Annotated in this window: 23 protein-coding genes; 14 read left to right on the top strand and 9 right to left on the bottom strand. The window is 59.3% G+C overall.

Features of this window, described 5'->3' with window-relative positions:
• Position 1 precedes the first annotated feature (1 nt).
• Positions 2-862 (bottom strand): MurR/RpiR family transcriptional regulator, encoded by an 861-nt coding sequence (locus tag GIW48_RS23750; protein WP_169985276.1) that lies wholly within the window; start codon positions 860-862, stop codon positions 2-4.
• Between the two features lie 219 nt (positions 863-1,081).
• On the opposite strand from GIW48_RS23750, the gene zwf reads away from it, so the two are divergent.
• The 3 genes from zwf to GIW48_RS23765 are packed head-to-tail and all read left to right on the top strand — an operon-like array spanning position 1,082 to position 3,931.
• Positions 1,082-2,548, top strand: coding sequence for a glucose-6-phosphate dehydrogenase (gene zwf, locus GIW48_RS23755; RefSeq protein ID WP_236460913.1), 1,467 nt, complete (start codon positions 1,082-1,084; stop codon positions 2,546-2,548).
• Entirely contained in the window at positions 2,535-3,248 is a 714-nt protein-coding gene (pgl, locus tag GIW48_RS23760) for a 6-phosphogluconolactonase (protein ID WP_170039760.1), read from the top strand. The genes zwf and pgl overlap by 14 nt, the downstream gene beginning before the upstream one ends.
• Before the next feature lie 17 nt (positions 3,249-3,265).
• Complete coding sequence (locus GIW48_RS23765; protein ID WP_026013852.1) at positions 3,266-3,931, top strand: bifunctional 4-hydroxy-2-oxoglutarate aldolase/2-dehydro-3-deoxy-phosphogluconate aldolase; 666 nt, start codon at positions 3,266-3,268, stop codon at positions 3,929-3,931.
• Between the two features lie 202 nt (positions 3,932-4,133).
• On the opposite strand, the gene GIW48_RS23770 is transcribed toward GIW48_RS23765, so the two are convergent.
• Both GIW48_RS23770 and GIW48_RS23775 read right to left on the bottom strand, forming a co-directional pair.
• A complete protein-coding gene (locus GIW48_RS23770; RefSeq protein WP_017139190.1) occupies positions 4,134-5,309 on the bottom strand; it encodes an aminotransferase class V-fold PLP-dependent enzyme in 1,176 nt (391 codons plus the stop codon).
• A gap of 11 nt (positions 5,310-5,320) precedes the next feature.
• The gene (locus tag GIW48_RS23775; protein WP_017139191.1) at positions 5,321-5,557 is read right to left on the bottom strand and encodes a DUF3820 family protein; all 237 of its coding nucleotides are present in this window, start codon (positions 5,555-5,557) and stop codon (positions 5,321-5,323) included.
• Between the two features lie 204 nt (positions 5,558-5,761).
• Between GIW48_RS23775 and GIW48_RS23780 the strand changes: the two genes are divergently transcribed.
• The gene (locus tag GIW48_RS23780; RefSeq protein WP_017139192.1) at positions 5,762-6,229 is read left to right on the top strand and encodes a ferritin-like domain-containing protein; all 468 of its coding nucleotides are present in this window, start codon (positions 5,762-5,764) and stop codon (positions 6,227-6,229) included.
• Between the two features lie 148 nt (positions 6,230-6,377).
• On the opposite strand, the gene GIW48_RS23785 is transcribed toward GIW48_RS23780, so the two are convergent.
• Both GIW48_RS23785 and GIW48_RS23790 read right to left on the bottom strand, forming a co-directional pair.
• On the bottom strand, positions 6,378-6,848 hold the full coding sequence (locus tag GIW48_RS23785) for a MaoC family dehydratase (RefSeq protein WP_003175719.1): 471 nt from the start codon (positions 6,846-6,848) through the stop codon (positions 6,378-6,380).
• Between the two features lie 58 nt (positions 6,849-6,906).
• Positions 6,907-7,851 (bottom strand): alpha/beta hydrolase, encoded by a 945-nt coding sequence (locus GIW48_RS23790; RefSeq protein ID WP_099550453.1) that lies wholly within the window; start codon positions 7,849-7,851, stop codon positions 6,907-6,909.
• Positions 7,852-8,061: 210 nt separating this feature from the next.
• On the opposite strand from GIW48_RS23790, the gene fadD2 reads away from it, so the two are divergent.
• Positions 8,062-9,750 (top strand): long-chain-fatty-acid--CoA ligase FadD2, encoded by a 1,689-nt coding sequence (fadD2, locus tag GIW48_RS23795; RefSeq protein WP_236460914.1) that lies wholly within the window; start codon positions 8,062-8,064, stop codon positions 9,748-9,750.
• A gap of 383 nt (positions 9,751-10,133) precedes the next feature.
• Entirely contained in the window at positions 10,134-11,825 is a 1,692-nt protein-coding gene (gene fadD1, locus GIW48_RS23800) for a long-chain-fatty-acid--CoA ligase FadD1 (RefSeq protein ID WP_170039766.1), read from the top strand.
• A 164-nt stretch (positions 11,826-11,989) separates the two neighbouring features.
• Here fadD1 and GIW48_RS23805 read toward each other — a convergent pair whose 3' ends face one another.
• The gene (locus tag GIW48_RS23805; protein ID WP_017139196.1) at positions 11,990-12,367 is read right to left on the bottom strand and encodes a hypothetical protein; all 378 of its coding nucleotides are present in this window, start codon (positions 12,365-12,367) and stop codon (positions 11,990-11,992) included.
• 199 nt (positions 12,368-12,566) lie between these two features.
• On the opposite strand from GIW48_RS23805, the gene GIW48_RS23810 reads away from it, so the two are divergent.
• The 3 genes from GIW48_RS23810 (at position 12,567) to def (ending at position 14,425) form a co-directional block, all read left to right on the top strand.
• On the top strand, positions 12,567-12,752 hold the full coding sequence (locus GIW48_RS23810) for a CsbD family protein (protein ID WP_017139197.1): 186 nt from the start codon (positions 12,567-12,569) through the stop codon (positions 12,750-12,752).
• 179 nt (positions 12,753-12,931) lie between these two features.
• Positions 12,932-13,882: a YihY/virulence factor BrkB family protein gene (locus GIW48_RS23815; protein ID WP_017139198.1), complete on the top strand. Its 951-nt coding sequence runs from the start codon at positions 12,932-12,934 to the stop codon at positions 13,880-13,882.
• Positions 13,883-13,885: 3 nt separating this feature from the next.
• Positions 13,886-14,425 (top strand): peptide deformylase, encoded by a 540-nt coding sequence (gene def, locus GIW48_RS23820; protein WP_138452726.1) that lies wholly within the window; start codon positions 13,886-13,888, stop codon positions 14,423-14,425.
• A gap of 166 nt (positions 14,426-14,591) precedes the next feature.
• Here def and GIW48_RS23825 read toward each other — a convergent pair whose 3' ends face one another.
• Together GIW48_RS23825 and GIW48_RS23830 are read right to left on the bottom strand one after the other, a co-directional pair.
• Positions 14,592-15,410 (bottom strand): class I SAM-dependent methyltransferase, encoded by an 819-nt coding sequence (locus GIW48_RS23825; protein ID WP_138452724.1) that lies wholly within the window; start codon positions 15,408-15,410, stop codon positions 14,592-14,594.
• 59 nt (positions 15,411-15,469) lie between these two features.
• Positions 15,470-15,907 (bottom strand): GNAT family N-acetyltransferase, encoded by a 438-nt coding sequence (locus GIW48_RS23830; RefSeq protein WP_138452722.1) that lies wholly within the window; start codon positions 15,905-15,907, stop codon positions 15,470-15,472.
• Positions 15,908-16,208: 301 nt separating this feature from the next.
• Here GIW48_RS23830 and GIW48_RS23835 point away from each other — a divergent pair, with 301 nt between their 5' ends.
• The 5 genes from GIW48_RS23835 to GIW48_RS23855 all read left to right on the top strand — a co-directional run bounded on the left by GIW48_RS23835 (position 16,209) and on the right by GIW48_RS23855 (position 20,828).
• Positions 16,209-17,138 (top strand): fatty acid desaturase, encoded by a 930-nt coding sequence (locus tag GIW48_RS23835; protein WP_236460915.1) that lies wholly within the window; start codon positions 16,209-16,211, stop codon positions 17,136-17,138.
• Between the two features lie 9 nt (positions 17,139-17,147).
• Positions 17,148-17,939 (top strand): phosphate/phosphite/phosphonate ABC transporter substrate-binding protein, encoded by a 792-nt coding sequence (locus GIW48_RS23840; protein WP_236460917.1) that lies wholly within the window; start codon positions 17,148-17,150, stop codon positions 17,937-17,939.
• Positions 17,940-18,071: 132 nt separating this feature from the next.
• Positions 18,072-18,617, top strand: coding sequence for a sigma-70 family RNA polymerase sigma factor (locus GIW48_RS23845; RefSeq protein ID WP_017139205.1), 546 nt, complete (start codon positions 18,072-18,074; stop codon positions 18,615-18,617).
• A 133-nt stretch (positions 18,618-18,750) separates the two neighbouring features.
• Positions 18,751-19,764, top strand: coding sequence for an ABC transporter substrate-binding protein (locus GIW48_RS23850; RefSeq protein ID WP_099550461.1), 1,014 nt, complete (start codon positions 18,751-18,753; stop codon positions 19,762-19,764).
• A 128-nt stretch (positions 19,765-19,892) separates the two neighbouring features.
• Positions 19,893-20,828, top strand: a complete 936-nt coding sequence (locus tag GIW48_RS23855) for an aliphatic sulfonate ABC transporter substrate-binding protein (protein ID WP_017139207.1) — start codon at positions 19,893-19,895, stop codon at positions 20,826-20,828.
• 114 nt (positions 20,829-20,942) lie between these two features.
• Here the strand turns inward: GIW48_RS23855 and gstA are convergent, their stop codons facing one another.
• The gene (gstA, locus tag GIW48_RS23860; RefSeq protein ID WP_176991477.1) at positions 20,943-21,545 is read right to left on the bottom strand and encodes a glutathione transferase GstA; all 603 of its coding nucleotides are present in this window, start codon (positions 21,543-21,545) and stop codon (positions 20,943-20,945) included.
• Between the last annotated feature and the right edge of the window lie 21 nt (positions 21,546-21,566).

The raw sequence follows: 21,566 nt of genomic DNA on the forward strand, positions 1-21,566 counted from the left end.
GCTAGTTAAACTCATCCCCCACCGGATACCGGCTGTCATTCAAGCTCTCTTTGATCTTGCGCAGATGCGGCTGGAAATCCACCCCGCGGCGCAAGGTCATGCCGGTTGCCAGCACGTCCAGCACCGTTAACTGAATGATCCGCGACGTCATCGGCATGTAGATGTCAGTGTCTTCCGGCAATGGAATGTTCAAGCTCACCGTACTGGCCTTGGCCAAGGGCGAGTTCTCGGCAGTCACGCCCAGTACCGACGCACCGTTTTCCCGGGCGATACGCGCCACTTCCACCAGCTCCCGCGTACGCCCGGTGTAGGAAATGATCACAAACAGCTCGCCGGTATGCGCCACAGACGCGATCATGCGCTGCATCAGCACGTCGGCATGGGCGGTCACGGCCAGGTTGAAACGGAAGAACTTGTGCAGCGCATCCATGGCCACCGGTGCCGAAGCGCCCAGGCCAAAGAAGTGGATCTGCCGCGCCTGGATCAACAAATCCACGGCCTTGCTGATCAGCGCCGGGTCGAGGGCCTGGCAGGCGCTGTCCAGAGAGGCAATGGCGCTGCCAAAGATCTTCTGGGTGTAGGCCTCAGGGTTATCATCGGCCTCCACGGCGCGGCTCACATACGCCGCACCACTGGCCAGACTTTGCGCCAGCTGCAATTTAAGTTCAGGGTAACCGCTGACGCCGAACGAACGGCAGAAACGGTTGACCGTCGGTTCACTGACCGAGGCGGCTTGGGCGAGGGCGGCGATCGAGAAGCGGGTCGCCTGCTGAGGGTTTTGCAGGATGACCTCGGCGACTTTTTTCTCGGCCTTGTTCAATTCTTCGAGGCGGTTCCGGATCTGTTCCAGAAGATTTCGCACGCGGTCCATTCAGTCTTTCCTTCGGGCGACGATGCAAATAAAGGGCGGTAACCCATCGACGAGTGGCCCTTTGCGGTGGCCTATCCTACTGAGGGTAGCTGAACACCACCACTCGGAATGCGTATTTCGGGAAAATGTTGTGGTTATTACTACATTTTTCCTTGAGTGATGCCTTGAAAAAAGGTATTTGTAGCTTAACTTGATAAAAGAACAAACATCATGCCTTCGATAACCGTAGAACCCTGCACCTTTGCCCTGTTTGGCGCCTTGGGTGATCTGGCGCTGCGCAAGTTATTTCCTGCCCTCTACCAACTCGATGGCGCCGGGCTGCTGCACGACGATACGCGCATCCTGGGCCTGGCCCGTGAAGCCGGTTCCGAGCAGGAGCACCTGGCCCATATCGAAAAAGAACTGCGTAACTACGTCGGCAAGGAACTCGACGAAGCTGTGGCCGCGCGCTTCCTGGCGCGTCTGGCCTACGTGCACGTCGACTTCATGAAAGCCGATGACTACGTCGCTCTGGCCGAAAAAGTCGGCAGCGAGAAACGCCTGATCGCCTATTTCGCCACCCCGGCGGCGGTGTATGGCGCGATCTGCGAGAACCTCGCCAAGGTCGGCCTGGCGGACAACACCCGCGTGGTGCTGGAAAAACCCATCGGTTCGGACCTGGAATCCTCGCGCAAGGTCAACGACGCCGTGGCGCAGTTTTTCCCGGAAAACCGCACCTACCGCATCGACCACTACCTGGGCAAAGAAACCGTACAGAACCTGATTGCGCTGCGTTTCGCCAACAGCCTGTTCGAAACCCAGTGGAACCAGCACTACATTTCCCACGTGGAAATCACCGTGGCCGAGCAGGTCGGTATCGAAGGCCGTTGGGGTTACTTCGACAAGGCCGGCCAACTGCGTGACATGATCCAGAATCACTTGCTGCAGCTGCTGTGCCTGATCGCCATGGACCCACCGGCCGACCTGTCCGCCGACAGCATCCGTGACGAGAAGGTCAAGGTGCTCAAGGCCCTGGCGCCGATCAGCCCGGAAGGCCTGACCACCCAAGTGGTGCGCGGCCAGTACATCGCCGGCTACAGCGCCGGCAAGCCGGTGCCAGGCTACCTGGAAGAAGAGAACTCCAACACCCAGAGCGACACCGAGACGTTCGTCGCCCTGCGTGCCGATATCCGCAACTGGCGTTGGGCTGGCGTGCCGTTCTACCTGCGTACTGGCAAACGCATGCCGCAAAAGCTGTCGCAGATCGTCATTCACTTCAAGGAACCGTCCCACTATATCTTCGCCCCCGAGCAGCGCCTGCAGATCAGCAACAAACTGATCATCCGCCTGCAGCCGGACGAAGGTATTTCCTTGCGCGTGATGACCAAAGAGCAAGGCCTGGACAAGGGCATGCAACTGCGCAGCGGCCCGCTGCAACTGAATTTTTCCGACACCTATCGCAGTGCACGGATTCCCGATGCCTACGAGCGGCTGTTGCTGGAAGTAATGCGCGGCAATCAGAACCTGTTTGTTCGCAAAGATGAAATCGAAGCCGCGTGGAAGTGGTGTGACCAGTTGATCGCCGGGTGGAAAAAATCCGGTGATGCGCCCAAGCCGTATGCGGCGGGGTCCTGGGGGCCGATGAGCTCAATTGCACTGATCACGCGGGATGGGAGGTCGTGGTATGGCGATATCTGAATTGAAACTGCCTCAGGGCGTGACTGCCCATGAGTACCGCACGCCGGTGTTGCTGGCCGATGGTCTGGCCACTGACGTGGCCGAGCAACTGCGCGCGGCCATCAGTGCCCGTGGCGAAGCGACCCTGGTCGTGTCCGGTGGCCGCAGCCCCGTGGCGTTTTTTCAGAACCTGGCCAAACAAGGCCTGGACTGGTCCAAGGTCACCATCACCCTGGCCGACGAGCGCTGGGTGCCGGTGGAACATGCCGACAGCAATGCCGGCCTGTTGAAAAAGTATTTGCTCCAGGGCCCGGCGGCCAAGGCCAAGTTCCTCAGCCTGTACAACGTTGCCGCGAACCTGGAAGACGCCGCCGAACTGGCCGATCGCCAGTTGGCAGAGCTACCCGCGATCGATGTGCTGGTACTCGGCATGGGCGATGACGGCCACACCGCATCGCTGTTCCCCAACAGCCCCAACCTGGGCGAGGCGCTCAAGCCTGAAGGCACGCGCCGTTGCTGGCCGATGCTGGCGCCGACTGTGCCGCACCAACGCCTGACCATGAGTCGCGCGCTGCTGGCCACGGCCCATTACACCGTGCTGTCGATTTCCGGCAGTTCGAAATTGACCACCTTGAGCGCCGCGCTGGCCAGTGACGACGTTGCTGCCATGCCGATTCGCGCGTTTTTGCAACCTACTTTAGAGATTTACTGGTGCCCATGAGCCAAGGATCAGCCGCTATGAAAAGCCCTCAACCGACCGTGTCCATGGCGGACAAAGTTGCCCTGATCGACAGCCTCTGCGCCAAGGCGCGGATCCTGCCGGTGATCACCATCGCCCGCGAACAGGACATCCTGCCGCTGGCCGATGCCCTGGCAGCCGGCGGTTTGACCGCATTGGAAGTGACCCTGCGCTCCGAGTTCGGCCTCAAGGCCATTCAGGTACTGCGCGAGCAACGCCCTGAACTGTGCACCGGTGCCGGCACCGTACTCGACCGCCACATGCTCGAAGCGGCCGAGGTTGCCGGTTCGCAGTTCATCGTCACCCCCGGCATTACCCGTGACCTGCTGGAAGCCTCGGTGCACAGCCCGATTCCGCTGTTGCCTGGCATCAGCAATGCTTCCGGCATCATGGAAGGCTATGGCCTGGGTTATCGCCGCTTCAAGCTGTTCCCGGCCGAAGTCAGCGGCGGCGTGGCTGCAATCAAGGCCCTGGGCGGCCCGTTCGGCGAAGTTAAATTCTGCCCAACCGGCGGCGTTGGCCCGGCCAACATCAAAAACTACATGGCGTTGAAAAACGTGATGTGCGTGGGCGGTAGCTGGATGCTGGACCCTGAATGGGTCAAGAACGGCGACTGGGCCCGTATCCAGGAAGTCACCGCACAGGCGCTGGCACTGCTGGACTGATCTGATTTACCGAATCGTTGTTGCTGTGCTTAACGGCATTTTTGCGGTGCACTTGGTCGGTGTACCGCTTTTTTTTGCCTGCAAAAAACTCACATTCAACTCCGATCAACTGTGGGAGCTGGCTTGCCTGCGATAGCGGTGGGTCAGGTTAGGATGTTTCTACTGATACACCGCCATCGCAGGCAAGCCAGCTCCCACAGTTTTAGTCCGTGCTTAACTCAGTTATTGCGTTGACCAACACATCGATGTCTGCCGCCGACGTCACTAGCCCAGGCGTCACCCGAATACAGGTTCCAAACGCCGCACCTGTGCGCGTGGTGGTAAACAGGTCGTACTCCTTGAGCAACCGATCCGCCATCGCCGTCTGATCCCGCCCAGTAAACTTGAACGCCGTAATCGCGCAATACAGCCGCGGATCATCCGGTGTCAGCACCTCAATCCCCGGCAACCCGCGCACCTGGCTGACCCAGCGATCACGCAGGTAATTGACGCGCGCACCCTTGGCCGCCGAGCCGCCGAGGTTGCGATGTTCCTCCAGCACCAACGGCAAGGTCATCAACGCCGGAAAATTCGGCGTGCTGTAGGAGGTGCGCGCACGCACGTCGCTGGCGGGGTAGTGAAACTCACCCATGTCCGGGTCGATATCGGCCAGGCGCTCCGGGGCGATGTACAGAAAACCCAGGGTCAGCGGCGCGCCGATCCATTTATGCAGGTTGAACCCGGCGAACTGAATGCCCAGTTCGGCGAGGTTGAAGTCAATCTGGCCCAACGCATGGGCGCCATCAAGAATCACGTCCACGCCATGCTCACGGGCCGCTTTAGCGATGGCTGCGACCGGCATCACCAGGCCGGTGCGGTGGGTGACATGGGTCAGCGCCATCAGCTTGAGGCGCGGGTACTGCACGAACGCATTGCGATAGGTCTGCACCAGGCTGTCGAAACTGGCTGGGTGGGCGTGGGCAAGTTCGACGACTTCCACGCCGCGAACACCGGCCAACCAGCGCATGGCGCCTTTGACCGTGTCGTACTCCAGATCACTGATCAGCACCTGATCGCCTGGTTGCAGGCTGTTGTAGTTGCGGATCAGCGATTGCAAAGCCTCGGTGGCGTTGCGGGTGAAAGCGATCGCCTCCGGGTCGGCATCGATCAGCCCGGCCAGTTGCTGACGGATCTCGACATTTTCACCTTGCTCGAAGCGCTGACGCACATACAGCGAGTTGCTGCGGTTAATAAAGGCCACATGCTCCAGATACTGCGCCTGCACAGCACGGCTCATGCGCCCGAAGTAGCCGTTTTCCAGATTGATCGGGCCAGGCTCCAGCTCATAGCGCTGGGCGATGGCGTGCCAGTGACATTCGTTGTCTGCATTCCTTGGCATAGCGTGGGCTCTTAATGGCGGGGGGCGGGTTTGCCGTGCTTTACGCGCAGCGGCTCCAGCAGTTCTGACAGGCCGTTGTGGTCGATTTCCTGCATCAAAGCGAGCAAACCGCCCAGCTCGCCGTGAGGAAAACCCTCACGGGCAAACCAGTTCAGGTAGGGGCCGGGCAGGTCGGCGATGATGCGTCCCTTGTACTTGCCGAAGGGCATTTCGCGGGTGATCAGCAATTCGAGTTTTTCGGGGTTCATGGGCTTCAAGGGTTGGCGTCGAGTCCTTGGAAAATACAGGCATTCTGCATGAAGGCCAAATGACAGATCATGCAAATAACGTACATACAGATGGTTCAGTATTTTGTAAGTGGCTGATATATATCAATAAATTAATTTTTCAAAACCTGGCACGGGCGCTGCAATCATTAAGACAACCTTCTAACCTGCACAAGGAATTGAAAAATGACTGACATCAACAAAGAATCGATCTCCGTACTCAACGACCTGATCGAAACCAGCAAAGACGGCCAGAAAGGCTTCGCGACTTGTGCTGAAGACATCAAGCATCCTGAGCTCAAGGCGCTGTTCCAGAAACGCTCCGCCGATTGCGCCACTGCCGCAGCCGAGCTGCAAACCGCCGTGCGTGCCCTGGGTGGCGATCCGGAAGAATCCGGTTCGGTTGCCGGCGCTCTGCACCGTGGCTGGGTCGACGTGAAGTCGCTGGTCACCGGTAAAGATGAAGAGGCAGTACTGAACGAAGCCGAGCGCGGTGAAGACCACGCCCTGAAGGCTTACAAGGAAGCGATCGAGAAAATCAACAAGCACAACCTGCTGGGTATTCGTGACCTGGTTGAGCGTCAGTTCCACGGCGCACAACGTAACCACGACCAGGTGAAAGCCCTGCGTAACCAGGCTCGCGCTAACTCGTAAGCCCTGTGTTGTAACTGCCTAAGCTGTAACTGAATGTGGGAGCTGGCTTGCCTGCGATAGCATCACCCCGGTGTAACTGATACGCCGAGGTGTGTATCGCAGGCTAGCCAGCTCCCACATTTGCTTTGTATTGATTTTGAGATTTCTATCAGCCAATGCTGATCGGCGGCAGCTCAGTCAACGTAACAACCTGTTGCTTGCGCGGCGCAAGAATTTCAGCCTCACCGTCCACCACCAGCTCATCGCGCTGGTTGAAGACGCGCGTGGCGATGCGCACACGAAACTTGGGCAACTTCTCCAGGATCTCCAGGCGCACGGTCAAGGTGTCGCCGATTTTTACCGGCTTCTGGAAGCTCATCTGCTGGCCGATGTAGATAGTGCCCGGCCCAGGCAGCTCGCACGCTACCGCTGCACTGATCAACGCGCCGCTGAACATGCCGTGGGCGATACGCTCCTTGAACATGGTCGCCTTGGCGTACTCGGCATCCAGGTGCACCGGGTTGTGGTCGCCGGACATCGCCGCGAACAGCTGGATATCGCGCTCTTCGACGGTCTTGCTGTAGCTGGCGGTCTGGCCGACTTCGAGGGCTTCGTATGGGGTGTTGGTAACCTGGGTCATCTAAAGGTGCATCCTGTGGCTAATCGGTAATTTAATAGATTGATTTTAAAGGAAAAAGTTATTCGCAGCGCGCCGGCCTGCGTAACGTCAAGGCCTGGTCGAGCCACTTCAGAACATCCGCTGTCACGTCATCGCGGTTGGTTTCGTTGAACACTTCATGACGCGCCTGCGGGTAGATATTCAATTGCAGGTTCTGGCAACCAGCCTCACGCAGTGCATGGGCCAGGCTTTTGAGACGTTTGCCTTCACTTACCGGATCACATTCGCCGCCCATTATCATAATTGGCAGGCCCGGATCGATCTGTGCGAGGTTGGACGCTTTGCTGATTTGCTGCAAGCCGCCGAGCAAGTCGATCCACAACTGGTTGGTACAGCGAAAGCCGCACAGCGGGTCATTGATGTACTTGTCCACCTCCAGCGGGTCGCGGCTTAGCCAGTCAAACGCGGTGCGGTTGGGCTTGAATGCCTTGTTGAATGAGCCGAACGACAAAAAGTCGATCAATGCACTGCGCCCGCGCAGGCCTTGGCGTGCGCGCTCCAGTCGGGCAATGACGCCGGCGGCGCGGTACAGCGCCACCGGCTGGTAATTCGAACCGCTGAGAATCGCCCCGTTCAGGCTCGCGCTATGGTGCAACAGGTACGCCTGGGCGATATAGCTGCCCATGCTGTGGCCCAGCAAGATGATCGGCAGGCCCGGCTGCTGCTGGCCGATGTGCTGGTTGAGGCTGGCGAGGTCGCCCACCACTTTATTCCAGCCATCCTTTTCGGCGTACAGGCCCAGCGTGCCTTCATCGGCGGTGCGGCCATGGCCACGCTGGTCCGGCGCGTACAGGCCGTAGCCGGCTGCGCACAGCGCTTCGGCCAGGCGTGCATAGCGCCCGCTGTGTTCGGCCATGCCGTGGGACAGCATGATCATGGCCTTGGCGGGCCCGTCCGGCAGCCATTGATTGACGTACAGGCGGCTGCGGTCATTCGCGGTCAGCCAGAAGGTGCTGTGATTCATAGCGCTTCCTTTGCTCAGGGTCGTTGCAGTGTATAGCTCATCTGGCCGGGGCTGGTGTATCTGCCTACACGTTAGGGGCAAGATTCATACAATAAATGACACAGTTGCGCGTATTTGCCTGTTTGGCCATAGCTGCTAACGTCCCCAAAGCTCCGCTTTTTATACCAATGAGAAAGCGGCCGGACACACTCAGGTACGAGGACAAGAATAATGCAACCTGATTTCTGGAATGACAAACGCGCGGCGGGCGTTCCCAATGATATCGACCTCACTACCTACAAATCGGTGATCGAAGTCTTTGAACGCTCCTGCAAGGCCTTTGCCGACCGTCCGGCGTTCAGCAACATGGGCATCACCCTGACCTACGCCGAGCTTGAGCGCCAGAGTGCCGCGTTCGCCGGCTACCTGCAAAACCACACCGACCTCAAGCCTGGCGAGCGCATCGCGGTGCAGATGCCCAACGTGCTGCATTACCCGATTGCGGTGTTCGGCGCGCTGCGCGCCGGGTTGATCGTGGTCAACACCAACCCGCTGTACACCCCGCGTGAGATGCGCCACCAGTTCAAGGATGCCGGCGTGCGCGCGCTGGTCTATCTCAACCTGTTCGGTTCGCGGGTGCAGGACGTGTGCACCGACACCGAGATCGACTACCTGATCGAAGCCAGGATGGGCGACCTCATGCCCGCCGCCAAAGGCTGGCTGGTCAACACCGTGGTCGACAAGGTCAAGAAAATGGTCCCGGCCTACAGCCTGCCACGTGCGGTGTCGTTCAAGCGCGCCTTGCGCATGGGCGCGGGCCAGGCGGTGGTTCGCCACCCGGTGACGCTGGATGATATCGCCGTGCTGCAATACACCGGCGGCACCACCGGCCTGGCCAAGGGCGCGATGCTCACCCACGGCAACCTGGTGGCGAATATGCAGCAGGCGCGGGCGTGCATGTCCCAGGTCACCGATGACGGCCAGCCGCTGGTGAAAGAAGGGCAGGAGGTGATGATTGCGCCGCTGCCGCTGTACCACATCTATGCTTTTACCGCGAACTGCATGTGCATGATGGTGACCGGCAACCACAACGTGCTGATCACCAACCCGCGTGACATCGGCGGGTTTATCAAGGAGCTGAAAAAGTGGCGGTTCTCCTGCTTGCTCGGGTTGAACACGCTGTTCGTGGCGCTCATGGATCACCCCGACTTCAAGACCCTGGATTTCTCCCATCTCAAGATCACCAATTCGGGTGGCACTGCGCTGGTCAAGGCCACCGCCGAGCGCTGGAAGGCACTCACCGGTTGCTCCATCGGCGAAGGTTACGGCCTCACCGAAACCTCGCCGGTGGCCAGCACCAACCCCTACGGCAGCCAGTCGCGGCTGGGCACCGTGGGCATTCCGGTGCCGGGCACGGCGATGAAAGTGATTGATGATGAAGGCCGCGAGCTGCCCCTGGGCGAGCGCGGCGAGCTGTGCATCAAAGGCCCGCAGGTGATGAAGGGTTACTGGCAGCAACCCGTGGCCACCGCCGAGACCCTGGACGCCGAAGGTTGGCTCAAAACCGGTGATATTGCGGTGATCGACACCGATGGTTTTGTCAGCATCGTCGATCGCAAGAAAGACCTGATCATCGTCTCGGGCTTCAATGTGTACCCCAACGAGATCGAAGACGTGGTGATGGCGCATCCAGCAGTGGCCAACTGCGCGGTGATCGGCGTACCGGACGAACGCACCGGCGAGGCGGTGAAGCTGTTTGTGGTGGCGCGCGCCCAAGGTGTGAGCGTTGATGAGTTGAAGGCGTACTGCAAGACCAACTTCACCGGGTACAAGGTGCCCAAGCACATTGTGTTGCGTGAGTCGTTGCCGATGACGCCGGTGGGCAAGATTTTGCGCAGGGAGCTGCGCGACATCGCCTGATGTGAAATGCAATAAAAAATGTGGGAGCTGGCTTGCCTGCGATAGCGATATATCAGTCACCCGATTTATCGACTGATTCACCGCTATCGCAGGCAAGCCAGCTCCCACATTGCTATTTATCGCTCCGTAAAGCCCATTCCAGAGCGATTTCCTGGCTTATAGAATCTTTGCTCTAAAAATGACCATTAGATATTCTTGAGTCATGTTTATGACTGTGGGGCCTTCTTTTGGCTCTAGGCGGCCCTTGGCAAAGCTGCTACTCTCGGCGCGCTTTGTGACTTCTCGGCCTGCTTGAAAGCGCCAGATTCACCTAAAAAAACATACACCAATAATAATCGCATCAAATGCGATGATGAATTCGCGTCGCTGAGGAGTGGGCTTCCATGAACGAAGACTTTTGGAAGGATAAGTACCCCGCCGGGATTGCTGCAGACATCAATCCAGACGAGTATCAGAATATTCAGGCGGTACTGAAACAGTCCTGCCAGCGCTTCGCCGACAAACCGGCTTTCAGCAACCTGGGCAAGACCATCACCTACGGTGAACTGTACGAATTGTCCGGCGCCTTCGCCGCCTACCTGCAACAGCATACCGATTTGAAGCCCGGCGATCGAATCGCCGTGCAACTGCCCAACGTCCTGCAATACCCGGTGGCCGTGTTCGGTGCCATCCGTGCCGGGCTGATCGTGGTCAACACCAACCCGCTGTACACCGCGCGGGAAATGGAACACCAATTCAATGATTCCGGGGCCAAGGCCCTGGTCTGCCTGGCAAACATGGCGCACCTGGCTGAAAAAGTCGTGCCCAAGACTGCCGTCAAGCACGTGATCGTCACCGAAGTCGCTGACTTGCTGTCGCCGTTCAAGCGCCTGCTGATCAACAGCGTCATCAAGTACGTGAAGAAAATGGTCCCGGCCTATCACTTGCCCAAGGCGATCAAGTTCAACGACGTGCTGGCCAAGGGGCACGGTCAACCGGTTAACGACGCCAGCCCGGCCAGCGGCGATGTGGCCGTGCTGCAATACACCGGTGGCACCACCGGCGTGGCCAAGGGCGCGATGCTCACCCACCGCAACCTGGTTGCCAACATGTTGCAGTGCAAGGCGCTGATGGGCTCCAACCTCAACGAAGGCTGCGAGATCCTGATCACACCGCTGCCGCTGTACCACATCTATGCGTTCACCTTTCATTGCATGGCGATGATGCTGATCGGCAACCACAACATCCTGATCAGCAACCCGCGCGACCTGCCGGCGATGGTCAAGGAACTGTCGAAGTGGAAGTTCAGCGGCTTTGTCGGCTTGAACACGCTGTTCGTGGCGCTGTGCAATAACGAGGCGTTCCGCAAGCTGGACTTCTCCGCACTCAAAGTGACCTTGTCGGGCGGCATGGCCCTGCAACTGGCTGCGGCTGAGCGCTGGAAAGCCGTGACCGGCTGTGGCATCTGTGAAGGTTACGGCATGACCGAAACCAGCCCGGTGGCCACCGTCAACCCGATCCAGCATATCCAGATCGGCACCATCGGCATTCCGGTGCCTTCCACCCTGTGCAAAGTCATCGCCGACGATGGCACCGAGTTGGCGCTGGGCGAAACCGGCGAGCTGTGTGTGAAAGGCCCGCAGGTGATGAAGGGCTACTGGTTGCGCGACGACTCCACCGCCGAAATGCTCGACAACGAAGGCTGGTTGAAGACCGGTGACATCGCGATCATCCAGCAAGACGGCTACATCCGCATTGTCGACCGCAAGAAAGACATGATTCTGGTCTCCGGTTTCAACGTCTACCCCAACGAACTGGAAGACGTGCTGACAAGCCTGCCGGGCGTGCTGCAATGTGCGGCCATCGGTGTGCCGGATGAAAAATCCGGTGAGCACATCAAGATCTTTATTGTGGTCAAGCCAGGGGCGACCCTGACCAAGGACCAGGTGATGGAACACATGCGCGCCAACGTCACCGGCTATAAGGTGCCCAGGGCCGTGGAGTTCCGTGATGCATTGCCGACCACCAACGTGGGCAAGATCCTGCGCCGTGAGTTGCGCGATGAAGAGCTGAAGAAGCTGGGCCTTAAAAAGTAACCGATAAAAAACCCCGCTGATGCGGGGTTTTTTTTGGCCCGAACTGGAATGCAGTCCAATGTGGGAGCTGGCTTGCCTGCGATAGCGGTGGATCAGCTAGCCCAACTGTGACGGGTATACCGCCATCGCAGGCAAGCCAGCTCCCACATGTTTTAATCGAGTTGTTACAAGGCGAACTGCGCGAAGCCCACGCCAGCACCTGCCGGGCGCACATCCTTCAAGAACGAATCCTTATCCGCGCTCAGCTCCAGGGTAATCTCCGGCTTGCGCTTGCCCGCGTTGCGCACCACCAACCCTTCGATGTGTTCGCGCAGGAACGCCGTCGGCACCTTCAGGTGCAGCAACTGGTCAGTCTCGGCGTTGTGCATCAACAAGTGAACCCACTCGTACTGGCCCACACCAATGCGCACCAGCGGCAGGTCGAACCACCAGATGTTGCGTTTGCTGTCCAGGTCGGTGAAGTGGCAGTTGTTGACGCCGAGTACGGCACCGCCCAGTTCCTGGTTTCTGCGGGCGATGGCCTGTGCTTTATTGAGTTTCATAACCTTCCTACGGGATCTGTTATTCAGCGTTATAGCCTGAATGTGCCGGGCATTCTCGTGGGTTGGCGGCAAAACATAAAGCCAAACCTGTCGCCGGCGATGAAATGCGCGCTGAAAATAATTGAAACTCTGCCGAACGGCCTCGGGTCAATCTTTAGGTAATGACCAAAACCCTTGATTGTTCTTTCGGAGAAATACCATGAGCAGCACATCGGATAAGGCAAAAGGTTTGAAAGATGAACTTGTCGGCAACATCAAGCAAGGTGTCGGCAAAGTCACCGGCAATGACAAGCTGCACGCTGAAGGCGTTTTGCAGGAGAAGAAAGGTCAGGTCGAAAAAGCCGTCGGCGACACCAAAGATGCGGTAAAAAAAGCCGTCAAGTAACACTGAATCGCCGGCTGGATTCATGCAGCCCGACGGCCATCTACGGATGGCCGTTTTTATGTGAAGCGTGCAACTAAAGTTTGGAAATTGTTTCAAAGTCGCCAAATGGGCTACTTTGATGTAGAAAACGGCCCCTGAGTCGCCCACGACCTCACCCTTTTGCGGCGAAAGGAGACGCTATGATTTTTCCGGTACTAGACGGCCTCAAGCTCCACAAAGTGCTGCTGCGCACCGTCAAGGAATTCGTCGATGACGAAATGCCCACCTACGCCTCGGCACTGGCCTACCAGATGCTGTTCTCGCTGTTTCCCTTCCTGCTGTTCCTCATTGCCCTGATCGGCTTCCTGCACCTGCCGGACTTTTTCACCTGGCTGCGCATGCAGTCGGAACTGGTGTTGCCGCCCCAGGCGCTGGAGCAGGTCAACCCGGTGATCGACCAGTTGCAGCAGTCCAAGGGCGGTTTGCTCTCGGTGGGTATCGTGATCGCGCTGTGGACCGCCTCGGCCGGCGTGCGCCTGATGATGAGCGCGATGAACGCCGCCTATGACGTGGTCGAAGGCCGGCCGATCTGGAAGCGCTTCCCGCTGTCGATTTTCTACACTGTCGGCATCGCCGGCATGTTGCTCGCTGCTGCCGCACTGATGGTGCTCGGCCCGCAAGTCATGGAATGGCTCGCCGGGCAGATCGGCATGCAGGAATTCGTGGTCACCTTATGGACCATCCTGCGCTGGCCCTTGATCGTGATTCTGCTGATGTTCGCCGTGGCCCTCATGTACTACGTGATGCCCGATGTTGAGCAAAAATTCCGCTTTATCACCCCAGGCTCAGTGCTGGCCGTGGTGGTGTGGATCATCGCCTCGCTGGGCTTTGGTTATTACGTCAAAACCTTTGCTGACTACAACGCGATGTATGGCAGTATCGGTGCGATCATCGTCCTGCTTCTGTACTTCTATATTTCCGCCGCTGTGTTGTTGCTCGGCGCGGAGATGAATGCCGTGATCGAGCACATGTCGGCCGAAGGCAAGGACCCAGGTGAAAAGGAATTTGATGAAGACAGCCACACGAATGAAAAACAGCACGTCTCAGGCCTGGGCCGGGACCACTCCAAGCCCACTACCGATGAAGTCTGATCGATGATCCGTGAAATCCTGAAAATGGGCGACGAGCGCCTGCTGCGCATCGCGCCACCGGTTCCGCCGGAAATGTTCGACAGCCCTGAGCTGTGGCAGTTGATTGATGACATGTTCCAGACCATGGAACACGTCGGCGGTGTCGGCCTGGCCGCGCCGCAGATTGGTGTGGACCTGCAGCTTGTTATCTTTGGTTTCGAGGCCAGCGAACGCTACCCGGATGCGCCGCCGGTGCCGCAGACCATCCTGATCAACCCGCTGATCACGCCGCTCAGCCCGTTGCTCGAAGAAGGTTACGAAGGTTGCCTGTCGGTGCCCGGCCTGCGTGGCGCGGTGGATCGTTACCAGCAGATTCGCTACGAGGGTTTCGATCCCAAGGGCGAGCCGATCGTGCGCGTTGCCGACGGCTTCCATGCACGGGTGGTGCAGCATGAATGCGATCACCTGATCGGCCGGCTGTATCCCTCGCGGATTACCGACTTCAGCAAGTTCGGGTTTATCGAAGTGATGTTCCCGGATATGGATCCAAACGCTGACGAGTAACCCTTAGGAACGCTCATATCTAAATGTCGGAGCGCGCTTATGTGGGAGCTGGCTTGCCTGCGATAGCATCGCCTCGGTGACACTGATAAACCGAGGTGCCTGCATCGCAGGCAAGCCAGCTCCCACACAAGCCAGCTCCCACATTTGGAATGCATTCCAAACAGAGTTATCGGGCGGGTTTAACGAACCGCAACGTCATCCGATCCGACTCGCCAATCGCGACATACCTGGCCTTATCCTGCTCCCCATAGCGCAGCGATGGCGGCAACGTCCACACGCCACCCGGGTAATCCTTGGTGTCCTTGGGGTTGGCATTCACCTCGCTCTGCCCGGCCAGCTTGAACCCGGCGTCCGTCGCCAGCTTCACCACTTGCGCCGTGGTCAGGTAGCCGCTGTCCTTGATCGCTTCCAGGTCCGCGCCGTCTTTGGCCCGGTGATCTTCCACGCCCAGCACACCGCCTGGTTTGAGCACGGTGTAGAACGCGCTGAAGGTCGCTGGCGCGGTGCCTGCGTCTACCCAGTTATGCACATTGCGAAAGGTCAGCACGGCGTCCACCGAAGCCGGTTTGCCGAGCACCGGGGCCTTGGGGTTGAACTCGACGACTTCGGCCTTGGCATAGCGCGCAGGGTCGGCGGCGAATTTGTTTTTCAGGTTCTGTTCGGACGTCGCAGCATAAGCACTGCTGCTGGCAGCTTGCACGGCGGCGATGTAATGCCCGTGGTCCTTGAGCAGCGGCGCGAGAATTTCGCTGAACCAACCGCCACCCGGGGTGATTTCGATCACGCTCTGTGTGGCGCTCAGGCCGAAGAACTCCAGGGTTTGCTGCGGGTGGCGGTAACCGTCACGCGCGCTATTGGCCGGGTCGCGCCAACTGCCGGCCAGCACGCTGGCGTATTGCTCGGCGGTAATCGGCGCATTCGCTGCCTGGCTTAAAGCCGGAGCGAGGAGGGCGGTAAGAGACAGCACTGCAAGCGTGTTTTTCATGATCATCCTGTAAGGGGCCACTGTGCTGTCGAGGCTAGCACGGGCCTTGCACGGGCCGATCACACATTATCCGCAGTGGACCTCACTAAAAGGTCTAAGCCCATGGCGATCATTGGCTTGTTGCGTTTGTAGCGCGCCAGGCGCTCACCCAGCGATTGGGGCAGGGTGGTTTCCTGGGTGAAACCCATATGTTGATAGAGCCCTTCCAGCTGCGGATGACACAGCAACCACACCGTGCCTTCCACATCGGCCACTGCCGCAGCAATCAACCGCGCCGCCAGCCCGTGGCCGCGATAGGCCGGGTCAACAAACACGCCGGTCAGCCATTGCCCTCCCACCACAGGCGTAAGGCACAACCCGGCGACAATCTCGCTGTCACGCGCCACCCACAAGCGGCCGCCCTTGAGGGCCTTCATCGGCGAATTATGGCGGCGGTAAAACTTGTTCAGCAGCGGCCACAGTGGCTCTGCCAGCAGTTGGATGTGCAGTTCGGGCATGGTGTTTGAGCAACGTAATCAAGGGCCGCCGATTATAAGCGCCTTCTGCCGGGCAATAGGTGGTATACCCAGTGTTACATCCCCTTCACGTGGAGCATGCATCATGGCCAAAGGTATGGATTCAAAGAAAGCCGCGAAGAAAAAGCCGGCAAAGACCGCCGATGAAAAACGCGCCGACAAAAAAGCCAAAAAGACTGAAACCGGCCTGTTCGGTCACTGAGTTACAAGCTTAGAACCAAACGATCTGCAAGATTTTTGCGCCTCACTGCACAGAGCAGGAAACACCTGCTCTGAGCTACCGATGGCCAACTACCTTGATCTGACCCAACGCCGGGAAATCGAAGCCCTGGCACGCAGTTTTACCGCAGTCACCGAATGGCCGACCTGGCTGTTGCTGATCGGCGTATATACCGGCTGGTTCGCCGTGATCCTCGCCAGCCACTGGCTGGGCCTGTGGCTGAGCACGGTGTTGCTGATCCCGTTGGTGACACTCTGGCTGTCGGTGCAACACGAATTGCTGCATGGCCATCCCACCCGTTCGCCCCTGATCAACAAACTGCTCGGCTACGCGCCGTTTGCCGTGTGGTATCCCTACACGCTGTACCGCGACAGTCACCTGTTGCACCATAACGACGAAGACCTGACCCTGCCGGGCATCGACCCGGAAAGCCGCTACCTCAATCAACACCAGTGGGATAACAGCTCGTTTCTCAAGCGCGGCGTTCACTGGCTGACCAAAACCCTACTGGGGCGTTTTCTGCTGGCATCGCCGCTGGCCATCGCCCGATTGGCGCGTCATCAACTCCGATGCCTGCCCCAGGTGTGGCCAATGTGGCTGGCCCACGGCGGCGTGACAATCCTGATGCTCGGCGTTATCGCCCACTCCAGCGCCATCCCGGTATGGCATTACCTGCTGCTGGTGACCGCGCCAGCCTTGTCCCTGGCGTCGATCCGTTCCTACTATGAACACCGCCCGCACCCGCAGCCGGAACAGCGTACGGTGCTCAACGAAGCGTCCTGGCCGTGGACCTGGCTGTTCCTCAATAACAACCTGCACCTGGTGCACCACGACTTGCCCCAGTTGCCCTGGTATCTGCTGCCAACGGTCTACCGGGCGCGACGTGAACAATGGGTCGCGCGCAGTGGCGGCTTTCTGGTGCAGGGTTATGGCCAGTTGATCAGCCGCCACGGCCTCAAGGCCATCGACAGCCCAAGGCACCCTTTTGCGTGAGAGACGACCATGAGTGACCACTACGCCGAGCTGCGGATGTACGTCGCGCCCGCAGCGGTGCAACAGGCCAACCAAGCGTGGCTGACGCGTATTTTTGAGCGCCTGAACCTGACGCGCCGTAACGCTGACCACCTCGACCTGCACGGCCTGTGGCTCGCGCCCGAGCTGCTGGTGACGCAAACCTGTGGCTACCCGCTGATGACCCAACTGCGCGGCAAAGTGCGCGTGATCGGCCGCCCGCGCTATGAGCTGGCCCACAGCAGCCAGGGCGAACATTGCAGCCTGCTGCTGACCCGCGAGGACAGCTCGCTTAACGAACTGGCGGACTTCTACGACAGTCGCGGCGTGATCAACGGCCACGACTCCAACAGCGGCATGAACCTGCTGCGCGAACGCCTTGCACCGCTGCAACGCGACGGCCGTTTCTTCGCCAGCGTCGGCATCAGCGGCGCCCACCGCGAAAGCCTGCGCTGGCTGCGCGAAGGCCGCGCCGACCTTGCCGCCGTCGACAGCGTGACCTACGACTACCTCGCCCGTTTCGCCCCCGAAGAAGTGGCGGGGCTGCGCATCGTCACCCGCAGCGCGCCGAGCCCGACCTTGCCCTTTATCGGCCCGCTGCACTTGAGCGATGAGCAAGTGGCGCACATTCGTGAGGTGATGAATCAGGCGTTGCAGGATTTACCGCACGTGGTCGCAACCCTGGGCATCCAGGCAGTTCTGCCTGCCAGCGAAGACGACTATCAAGTCCTGCTGAACTATCAACAAGCCGCCGCCACTGCCGGCTACCCGCACCTACGCTGATCGACGCTGATCGTGCGAACGATCGGCTATATAAGAATGAATTTTAAATATTATTAAAGAATAAGCGGCCTTGCTAGGATCGCTCCACCGGAACACCGGACATAACGCGCAACCTTCTCAGATGGAGCCACTATGTCCGGCGCCGACACTTCTCACAGCGATTACGTGGGCGGATTGTTCCGCAGTCATTACGACTGGCTGTGCAGCCGTTTGCACCGCCACCTCGATTCCCGCGCACACGCCGAAGACATCGCCGCCGACACCTTCGTCCAACTGCTGAGTTCGCCCGGCGTGCTGCCGATTCGTCAGCCCCGCGCCTTGCTCACCACCATCGCTCAGCGTTTGATGTACCAACTGTGGCGTCGCCGTGACCTGGAACGCGCTTATCTCGGCGCCCTGGACAACGACGAAACCTGCAACGCACCGTCGCCTGAAGACCTCGCGCAAATGCTCGAAGCCCTGCAGGCCCTCGACCAATTGCTCGACGGCTTGCCGGCCAAGGTCAGGGCGACCTTTTTGCTTTCGCAGCTCAATGGCCTGACGTATCCCGAGATCGCCGCCAAACTGGGGATTTCCCAACGCTCGGTCAGCGGCTACATGGCCCGCGCCCTCAACCGTTGCCTGCGCCAGACGCCCGGCCAGCCATACAGCTACACGCGGCTCAGTTATGACTTTTAAACAACTTGAGTGGCACACCGATCCAGTGTGGGAGCTGGCTTGCCTGCGATAGCGATGTTGAAGCCACCATTGCCATCGCAGGCAAGCCAGCTCCCACCGTTGATCTCCTGTGTTCCGGAAAATGAGGTTCTGCATGAAAACAATTAAAAACCTGCTCGGTGGCTCGCTGCTGGCACTTGCTGTCCTGACGCAGCCAACCCAGGCCGCCGAGGCCATCAAACCCATCCACTTCGGCGACATCACCTGGGAAAGCGGCAGCCTTATCACCGAAGTGCTGCGCCTGATCGTCGAGAAAGGTTACGGCCTGCCCACCGACACCTTGCCAGGCAGCACCGTGAGCCTGGAAGCCGCCCTTGCCAAGGACGACATTCAGGTGATCGGCGAAGAATGGGCCGGGCGCAGTCCGGCGTGGGTCAAGGCCGAGGCCGAAGGCAAAGTGTTCGGCCTGGGCGACACGGTCAAAGGTGCCACCGAAGGCTGGTGGGTGCCCGAATACGTGATCAAGGGTGAGGCCGAGCGCGGCATCAAACCGCTGGCGCCGCAGCTTAAGTCAGTGGCTGACCTGGCGCGCTACAAGGACGTATTTCGCGACCCTGAGGACCCGAGCAAAGGCCGCTTCCTCAACAGCCCCACCGGCTGGACCTCGGAAATCGTCAACAGCCAGAAGCTCAAGGCCTATGGCCTGACCGATACCTTCGTCAACTTCCGCACCGGTTCCGGCGCGGCGCTGGATGCTGAAGTGGCCTCCTCGATCCGCCGTGGCAAACCGGTGTTGTTCTACTACTGGTCGCCGACGCCACTGCTGGGCCGCTTCAAGCTGATCAAGCTCGAAGAACCGCCGTTCAACGCCGACGCCTGGAAAACCCTGGCCGACGCCAACAACCCGCACCCCATTGGCACCCGTTCGATGCCTGCACACTTGGCGATTGGTGTGTCGGCGCCGTTCAAGGCGCAGTACCCACAGTTAGTCACCTTCTTTGAAAAAGTCGACCTGCCGATCGACCTGCTCAACGGCATCCTTGCGCAAATGAGCGAGAAACGTGAACAGCCGCGCCAGGTCGCGCTGGCGTTCCTTAAAGAGCAGCCGCAAGTGTGGCAGCAATGGGTGCCTGCGGATGTCGCGGCCAAGGTCAAAGCTGGCCTGTAGCTGATCGTTCCCACGCTCCGCGTGGGAGTGCATCCCGTGACGCTCTGCGTCACGATTTTAGAGCGGGGCGCGGAGCGTCCCTGGCGGCATTCCCACGCAGAGCGTGGGAACGATCGGAGGTAACAATGATGGTTAAGTTTTTCAGTGTGGTTCTGGCTTCACTTGTGTTTTCGGCAGCGGTGTCTGCGGCCGAACCGTCCACCTTGCGCATCGGCTACCAGAAAAGCTCGGTGAGCATGGTACTGGCCCGTGAGCACAAACTGTTCGAAGAGGCGCTGCCCGGCACCCAGGTGCAGTGGACTGAATTCCTCGGCGGCCCGCCACTGATCGAAGCGCTGAACGCCGGCAGCCTGGACATTGGCAATATCGGCGACATCCCGCCGATCTTCGCCCAGGCCGCCGGCATCGACTTGCAGTACTTCGCTGTCGAGCCCAATGAAGGCAAAACCGAAGCGGTGCTGGTGCCCACAGCCAGCAGCATCCAAAGCGTGGCCGAACTCAAGGGCAAGCGCGTGGCGCTGCTCAAGGGCTCCAGCGCACACAACCTGTTCCTCAAAAGCCTGCTGCGCGCGGGCTTGCAGTGGAAGGATGTGAATGTGGTGTACCTGTCGCCGTCCGACGGCCGCGCCGCGTTTGAACAAGGCAAAGTCGACGCCTGGGTGGTGTGGGACCCGTACTACTCGGCGGCTGTGGTCGATGGCTCCGCCCGCGTATTGGGCGACGGCCAGGGCCTTAACCCGGCCGGCAGTTTCTTTGTGGTCAACAGCCCATTTGCCAAACAGTACCCGCACGCCGTCGCCACCATCATCAAGACGCTCGGCAAGGCCCAGCGCCTGTCCCTGGACCAGCCCGAAGAAAGCATCGCCTTGATGGCCAAGACCCTGGGCCTGCAGCCGGCGGTGGTCAAAAGCTACTTCGAACACCGCTCGCCGGAGCCGATTCGGCCGCTGCAGGCCATCGACATCGCCAATCAGCAGCGCACCGCCGACCTGTTCTTCGCCAACGGCCTGATCCCGAAAAAGGTCGATGTGCAGCAAATAGTCTTCAAGGCTCTAAACCAATGAACATCAACTGTGGGAGCTGGCTTGCCTGCGATAGCGCTGGCCCAGACAGCACATCATTGCCTGACACACAGTCATCGCAGGCAAGCCAGCTCCCACGGTGGATTGCATTTCAGGTCATGGATTTTCAGCAGCCAGCGCCGCAGTCACGGCAGGCCGTGCGCCAACGCGTTGTTGAAACGCCGTCAGTGCCGGCCACGGCTGCAGATCAATGTCATGAACCGCCGCCCAGCGCAGCAGCACAAACAAATACGCATCCGCTACCGAGTACTGCTCGCCCAGCAAATAATCCTGACGCTCCAGCGTCTGCACCAGAAACTCAAAGCGCTTGAACAACTTGGCCACAAACGTGGCTCGCACTTCGCCTTGGATCGCCGGGTTGAAGAAAATCCCCAGCCCGCCGTGAATCTCGCTGGCGATGAAATTCAGCCATTCCTGCAAACGCACACGCTCCCAACTGCCATTGGCCGGGGCCAACTGGACGGCGGGTTTCAGGTCGGCCAGGTATTGCAGGATCGCACTGGCTTCGGTCAGCACCTGGCCGTTATCCAGTTGCAGCGCCGCCACATAGCCCTTGGGGTTTATTTGCAGGAAGTCTGCGCCATCGGCAGTGGTTTTGGCCTTGTTATCGACCCTTACCAAGTCGAACGGCAGCGCCAATTCGCGCAGCACGATATGGGGGGCGAGGGAACAGGCATTCGGGGAGAAATACAATTTCATGTGGGGCTACTCGGTTGAATT

The organism is Pseudomonas sp. PA-6-3C, assembly GCF_021605825.1.
In the GTDB taxonomy this organism is placed as follows: Bacteria; Pseudomonadota; Gammaproteobacteria; order Pseudomonadales; family Pseudomonadaceae; genus Aquipseudomonas; species Aquipseudomonas edaphica.

What these genes read in the sequence shown, in the direction of transcription:
- zwf (WP_236460913.1), top strand. Translation starts at nt 1,082, where the DNA reads ATGCCTTCGATAACCGTAGAACCCTGCACCTTTGCCCTGTTTGGCGCC.
- pgl (WP_170039760.1), top strand. Translation starts at nt 2,535, where the DNA reads ATGGCGATATCTGAATTGAAACTGCCTCAGGGCGTGACTGCCCATGAG.
- GIW48_RS23765 (WP_026013852.1), top strand. Translation starts at nt 3,266, where the DNA reads ATGAAAAGCCCTCAACCGACCGTGTCCATGGCGGACAAAGTTGCCCTG.
- GIW48_RS23770 (WP_017139190.1), bottom strand. Translation starts at nt 5,309, where the DNA reads ATGCCAAGGAATGCAGACAACGAATGTCACTGGCACGCCATCGCCCAG.
- GIW48_RS23775 (WP_017139191.1), bottom strand. Translation starts at nt 5,557, where the DNA reads ATGAACCCCGAAAAACTCGAATTGCTGATCACCCGCGAAATGCCCTTC.
- GIW48_RS23780 (WP_017139192.1), top strand. Translation starts at nt 5,762, where the DNA reads ATGACTGACATCAACAAAGAATCGATCTCCGTACTCAACGACCTGATC.
- GIW48_RS23785 (WP_003175719.1), bottom strand. Translation starts at nt 6,848, where the DNA reads ATGACCCAGGTTACCAACACCCCATACGAAGCCCTCGAAGTCGGCCAG.
- GIW48_RS23790 (WP_099550453.1), bottom strand. Translation starts at nt 7,851, where the DNA reads ATGAATCACAGCACCTTCTGGCTGACCGCGAATGACCGCAGCCGCCTG.
- fadD2 (WP_236460914.1), top strand. Translation starts at nt 8,062, where the DNA reads ATGCAACCTGATTTCTGGAATGACAAACGCGCGGCGGGCGTTCCCAAT.
- fadD1 (WP_170039766.1), top strand. Translation starts at nt 10,134, where the DNA reads ATGAACGAAGACTTTTGGAAGGATAAGTACCCCGCCGGGATTGCTGCA.
- GIW48_RS23805 (WP_017139196.1), bottom strand. Translation starts at nt 12,367, where the DNA reads ATGAAACTCAATAAAGCACAGGCCATCGCCCGCAGAAACCAGGAACTG.
- GIW48_RS23810 (WP_017139197.1), top strand. Translation starts at nt 12,567, where the DNA reads ATGAGCAGCACATCGGATAAGGCAAAAGGTTTGAAAGATGAACTTGTC.
- GIW48_RS23815 (WP_017139198.1), top strand. Translation starts at nt 12,932, where the DNA reads ATGATTTTTCCGGTACTAGACGGCCTCAAGCTCCACAAAGTGCTGCTG.
- def (WP_138452726.1), top strand. Translation starts at nt 13,886, where the DNA reads ATGATCCGTGAAATCCTGAAAATGGGCGACGAGCGCCTGCTGCGCATC.
- GIW48_RS23825 (WP_138452724.1), bottom strand. Translation starts at nt 15,410, where the DNA reads ATGAAAAACACGCTTGCAGTGCTGTCTCTTACCGCCCTCCTCGCTCCG.
- GIW48_RS23830 (WP_138452722.1), bottom strand. Translation starts at nt 15,907, where the DNA reads ATGCCCGAACTGCACATCCAACTGCTGGCAGAGCCACTGTGGCCGCTG.
- GIW48_RS23835 (WP_236460915.1), top strand. Translation starts at nt 16,209, where the DNA reads ATGGCCAACTACCTTGATCTGACCCAACGCCGGGAAATCGAAGCCCTG.
- GIW48_RS23840 (WP_236460917.1), top strand. Translation starts at nt 17,148, where the DNA reads ATGAGTGACCACTACGCCGAGCTGCGGATGTACGTCGCGCCCGCAGCG.
- GIW48_RS23845 (WP_017139205.1), top strand. Translation starts at nt 18,072, where the DNA reads ATGTCCGGCGCCGACACTTCTCACAGCGATTACGTGGGCGGATTGTTC.
- GIW48_RS23850 (WP_099550461.1), top strand. Translation starts at nt 18,751, where the DNA reads ATGAAAACAATTAAAAACCTGCTCGGTGGCTCGCTGCTGGCACTTGCT.
- GIW48_RS23855 (WP_017139207.1), top strand. Translation starts at nt 19,893, where the DNA reads ATGGTTAAGTTTTTCAGTGTGGTTCTGGCTTCACTTGTGTTTTCGGCA.
- gstA (WP_176991477.1), bottom strand. Translation starts at nt 21,545, where the DNA reads ATGAAATTGTATTTCTCCCCGAATGCCTGTTCCCTCGCCCCCCATATC.